Below are 4,881 nucleotides of genomic sequence, written 5' to 3'. Positions count from 1 at the left end.
GCTCCTCCGTCGCTATCGGGAATGACACAATTTAAGTTAGGAGAAAAACGTCATCCTCAAGAGTGAGGAACGAACGAGTTGGGGAGCTCTTCCTTGTCCCATTCCAACGAGAAGATTTAAGTGAAGTCGCGAGTGAAATTAATCCAGCTTACGCGATCAAAAAAGCCGATGTATTAACACCGGCTTTTGTCTCTAACGAAGCTAAGCATTCACAAACAGTGGCGCCTGCTTTCACTTTTGAATAGAAAGAGCGTTCGATTACGCTTTTTCAGCAAGAATAATACGCAGAGTACGACGTAGTGGTTCTGCTGCACCCCATAGTAGTTGGTCACCAACTGTGAATGCATTTAGGAAGTCGTTACCCATAGACATCTTACGTAGACGGCCTACTGGTACAGACATAGTGCCTGTTACTTTAGCTGGAGTCAGCTCTTGCGCCGTAATGTCACGGTCGTTAGGAATCACTTTAACCCAATCGTTGTGAGTTGCGATGATCTCTTCAATCTCATCCATTGGAACGTCTTGCTTAAGCTTGATCGTTAGTGCTTGAGCGTGACAACGCATTGCGCCGATACGTACACAAGTACCATCAATTGGAATAGGCTGACCATCTAGGCCAAGAATCTTGTTCGCTTCAACGCCCGCTTTCCACTCTTCTTTACTCTGACCATTTTCACGCTTCACATCGATCCAAGGAATCAATGAGCCCGCCAGCGGAGCACCAAATTGGTCTGTTGGGAATGACGATGAACGAATGGTATCAGCAACTTTCTTATCAATATCAAGAATCGAACTTGCAGGATTTGCTAACTCAGAACTCACGCTATCGTTGATCACACCCATTTGCGAGATAAGCTCACGCATGTTCTTAGCACCCGCGCCAGAAGCCGCTTGGTAAGTCATGGCGCTCATCCATTCAACCATGCCCTTTTCGTATAGGCCGCCAAGTGCCATAAGCATTAAGCTCACTGTACAGTTACCACCAACAAAAGTATTAGTACCGCTATGAATGCCTTGTTGGATTTGAGCCAAGTTAACAGGATCAAGAGTGATGATTGAATCAGCGTCCATACGTAGAGTTGAAGCGGCATCAATCCAGTAACCTTTCCAACCCGCTTGACGTAGCGCAGGGTAAACTTTTGATGTGTAATCGCCACCTTGACAAGTAATAACCGCATCAAGCTGCTTTAAGCTATCAATATCAAAAGCGTCTTGAAGTAGACCCGCATCTTTACCACCTAGAACAGGGGCAGGAATACCAATCTGAGATGTACTGTAATAAACAGGCTCAATCAGGTCGAAGTCTTTCTCTTCAACCATACGTTGCATCAGTACAGAACCCACCATACCGCGCCAACCAACTAGACCTACTCTCATCTCTCACTCTCCATGTATAAATTAAAAATTGCTCTCCCCCATCTATAAGTTTTTCAGAAACAGAACTCAAGCGCTTTTTGTCAAAAAGTGTAACTTTTTCGTTTCTTTTAAGTGAACGCGATGAATCGCAAAGTTATCTCAATACAGAGATTCGGCCTCCACCCTATTGATAGAAACACCAACCTCGCTAAATTCAGCCATTTATCACGCTAGATCTAACAATCAAACCCCGATCACAAACAGTAATTACCTCTATTAAATCATGGTTAATTGGTGTTTTATTTTACAAAACGAAAACAACGTGCGACAGAATTAAACATGTAACAATCATTAATTTAACAAAAATTTAGATTATGAAACCATAACAGGTCCGATATGCAGTCAAATATCACAACTTAGGCGTATTTTTTCGATATAATAATCTAATTACTGTAGTGTCCATTTCGTACCCCACAATATAATGAAGCACTATAAATGCTCGAAATCACAAGAGGCTTTTATGAAGCAGAGTAAAACTCGCCTACCGAACCTGATGCAGGTATTCATCGCGTTAGGACTATTTCTATCCCTTGCTTTTTCCTTTACAGCAAAGCTTGACCTTCCAATCCAACTTGCCTTGTACATTGGTTGGTTCATTATCATGGTGCTTGGTATTCGTCTTGGACATCAATACAAAGACTTAGAAAAAGCAGCACTCAAAGGAATATCTAACGGTTTAGGCGCAGTTTTAATACTTTTAGCCGTTGGCGCTCTTGTTGGTACTTGGATCTCTGGCGGGATCGTACCGACCATCATTTACTATGGTCTAAAAGCTATCCATCCTTCTATCTTCCTTTTGGCGACCATGATCATCTGTTCTTTAACAGCGTTGGCTACTGGTACTTCTTGGGGTGCTGCTGGTACAGCGGGTATTGCAATGATGGGTATTGGCCAAGGCCTTGGTGTTCCAGCGCCAATTACGGCAGGTGCAGTACTTTCAGGTTGTTACTTTGGTGACAAAATGTCTCCACTTTCTGATTCAGTAATTTTGGCTTCTTCTATGTCTAACGTAGAAGTGGTTGAACACATCAAAGGCATGCTGCCTGTAGCATTAATCAGCTACGTTATTACTGGTATCATGTTTACCGCGTTTGGCTTCCACTACGCCGGTAACGTTGACATGAGCCAAGTAGAATCTGTTATCAAAGCGATGGAAGTTCAGTTCTACATAACGCCATACTCATTTGTTCCAGTACTGATCGTATTAGGCCTGCTGGCTTTCCGTATGCCTTCATTCCCGGTAATCAGCTTTGGTTCTCTGCTAGGTATTATCTGGGCAGTTATGATTCAAGAGATCGACTTCCTAACAGCATTTAACACTGCATGGGCACCATTCTCTATCTCATCTGGCGTGGACTTCATTGACTCAATCCTAAACCGCGGTGGCATGTCTTCAATGCTGGGTTCAGTTGCGGTTATCGTGTTCGGCCTTGGTTTTGGTGGCTTACTTGATAAAGTGGGCGTGCTAGAGACAATTGCGAAGGTATTCGAACGCCGCGTAAACAGCGCAGGTTCGCTAGCAACAAGCACAATCGGTACGGCTTTCATGGGTAACGTATTTGGCTCTGCAATGTACGTATCACTAATCCTTACGCCAAAAATCTGTGCTAAGAACTACGACCGTCTAGGTTACAAGCGTAAGAACTTATCTCGTAACGCTGAGTTCGGCGGTACGTTGACATCAGGTATGGTGCCTTGGAGTGACAACGGTATCTACATGGCGAGTATCCTGGGCGTTGCAACGCTGTCGTACGCACCATTCATGTGGCTAAGCTTCATCTGTATCATCGTGACTATCGTAACGTCTTACATGGGTTGGTTCGTTGATAAGTGTGAACCAACAGCACCAGCCGTTGAAGCGGAAGAAGCGGCAGAGCTGACTAAGCAACAAGCCTAGTTGTTCATCGTTCAAAAACGTTAGAACGTAAAACAAACCGTTAATGATATAAATGCAAAAGAGCGCCCTAGAGCGCTCTTTTCTTATCTGATGATTTGCTTATTTGTTGGCGGTTCGTTTGCCCAACCAATAACCGATACCTAACGGTGCGAAGAACACCACCAAGATAAACAGAATAAAGTAGATAATCACACCTTTGATTAGCTCCATTAGCTTATCAATCGCAAGTACAACCACTTCTTGCGAAACGCGATCTAAATCTTGAGTGAACAATTCTCTTTCTGATGTCACGATACCCGCGATCTCGATACGTTCTTTCTCGATCATCTGAACTAACGCTTCTCTCTCACGCGTCACCATCTTTTCTAACGCCACACGCTCATCACTCAGCATAGCCAGTTTTTGGTCTGTTTTGTCGCTAAGATCATTAAGCAACGGCTGCATTTCTGCCGACAGAATAGAAGCCAGTGTTTGCATGTATTCAGGATTGTTCTCAATGAAGTCCTGCATGCTTGCTGATGTTTGGCGAAGGCTTTCTAGTGTCATCGATAAGTCTTCACCCGTCAGTGAACTATTCATCGCCACTAATTCTGCTTTCCAAGACATCAGCTTTGGCGTTTGATCCGCCATCAGGCTTAAACGATCTGATGCATCACTCATTGCTTCGGGCATGGTACCTAGGCTCTGAACAATCTGTGATTCATCTTTGCCAAGGTAAGCTAACCATTCTCGATAAGCAGGCGTGCTTCTGAACGTTAGATCGTTAAATGGGTTGCTCGCAACAAACTCAGCAACGAATGCTTTGCTCTTCTTAAAGTCACTTGAGCTCAAAACGCCCTTTGCTAGCTTTTCTGCTTCTTGATCGAGAGAGCGTGCAGTGTTAACCGCATGATCCGTCGTGAACAGATCCTCTCCTTCACCTTCGGCATAGAATTGATTCATTTGCGCAGTAAACACCCAAGTATCTATAAGCGCAGACATCGGAGAGGTTTGGTAAGCCGCTTGCTGTAAGCCCTGTTCAGCATGGATCTTCCAAAGCAAAACGTAAGATTGATGTAAGGTGTCATCAGCAGGATAAGATTGCGCGATTAAATCAGCCGAGTCTTCGACTTGTGTAAAAAACAGCTTAGCGTATTCACGCGTCATGAGCCGAGCATTCAGCTCTTGTTGAGTGAGAGGCGTCGTTTGACTATCTAACTTAACTTCCAATAGAGAACAACCACTTAGCACAATACTAAGCACCAACACCATCCAACTTCGACTCGAAACTCGTAACATATAAACCTCTGACAAAGACTAAGGGCGCGGATTGTATGAACACTTCGTCAGAGTATTGTCAAAACTCCCGCAAAAGTTAACGCTGATTATCTAAATATTCGACGGCGGAATCCACAGAGGCTTTTATCGCCTGCTCAAGTTCATTCAAGTCGTGTTCGCTGATCGCTCGAGATCGTTTCATTGTCATCTCAATACTTGCGGCAATAATGGCTAATCGTGACGCTTTAATGCTACCTGCCACGCCTTTTAAGCTATGTACAACACGTGCGGCCGAGGTCTCATCTTTAATC

General features: G+C 44.1%; 4 protein-coding genes. 1 reads left to right on the top strand and 3 read right to left on the bottom strand.

The window, feature by feature from the left end:
• Nucleotides 1–258 precede the first annotated feature (258 nt).
• A complete protein-coding gene (gene asd, locus BCT81_RS26455; protein ID WP_008223285.1) occupies nt 259–1,377 on the bottom strand; it encodes an aspartate-semialdehyde dehydrogenase in 1,119 nt (372 codons plus the stop codon).
• Between the two features lie 499 nt (nt 1,378–1,876).
• On the opposite strand from asd, the gene nhaC reads away from it, so the two are divergent.
• Entirely contained in the window at nt 1,877–3,313 is a 1,437-nt protein-coding gene (gene nhaC, locus BCT81_RS26450) for a Na+/H+ antiporter NhaC (RefSeq protein WP_102426385.1), read from the top strand.
• A gap of 99 nt (nt 3,314–3,412) precedes the next feature.
• Here nhaC and BCT81_RS26445 read toward each other — a convergent pair whose 3' ends face one another.
• Complete coding sequence (locus BCT81_RS26445) at nt 3,413–4,591, bottom strand: chemotaxis protein (RefSeq protein WP_102426384.1); 1,179 nt, start codon at nt 4,589–4,591, stop codon at nt 3,413–3,415.
• 76 nt (nt 4,592–4,667) lie between these two features.
• The coding region (locus BCT81_RS26440; RefSeq protein WP_198596970.1) for an Hpt domain-containing protein at nt 4,668–4,881 on the bottom strand (214 nt) is incomplete at its 5' end.

The sequence above is a fragment of the Vibrio sp. 10N.261.52.A1 genome, assembly GCF_002876325.1.
GTDB classification, from domain to species: Bacteria; Pseudomonadota; Gammaproteobacteria; order Enterobacterales; family Vibrionaceae; genus Vibrio; species Vibrio chagasii.
The sequence above is the reverse complement of the archived record's forward strand: the minus strand, read 5'-3'. Positions and strand labels throughout refer to the sequence as shown.

What these genes read in the sequence shown, in the direction of transcription:
- asd (WP_008223285.1), bottom strand. Translation starts at nt 1,377, where the DNA reads ATGAGAGTAGGTCTAGTTGGTTGGCGCGGTATGGTGGGTTCTGTACTG.
- BCT81_RS26445 (WP_102426384.1), bottom strand. Translation starts at nt 4,591, where the DNA reads ATGTTACGAGTTTCGAGTCGAAGTTGGATGGTGTTGGTGCTTAGTATT.
- nhaC (WP_102426385.1), top strand. Translation starts at nt 1,877, where the DNA reads ATGAAGCAGAGTAAAACTCGCCTACCGAACCTGATGCAGGTATTCATC.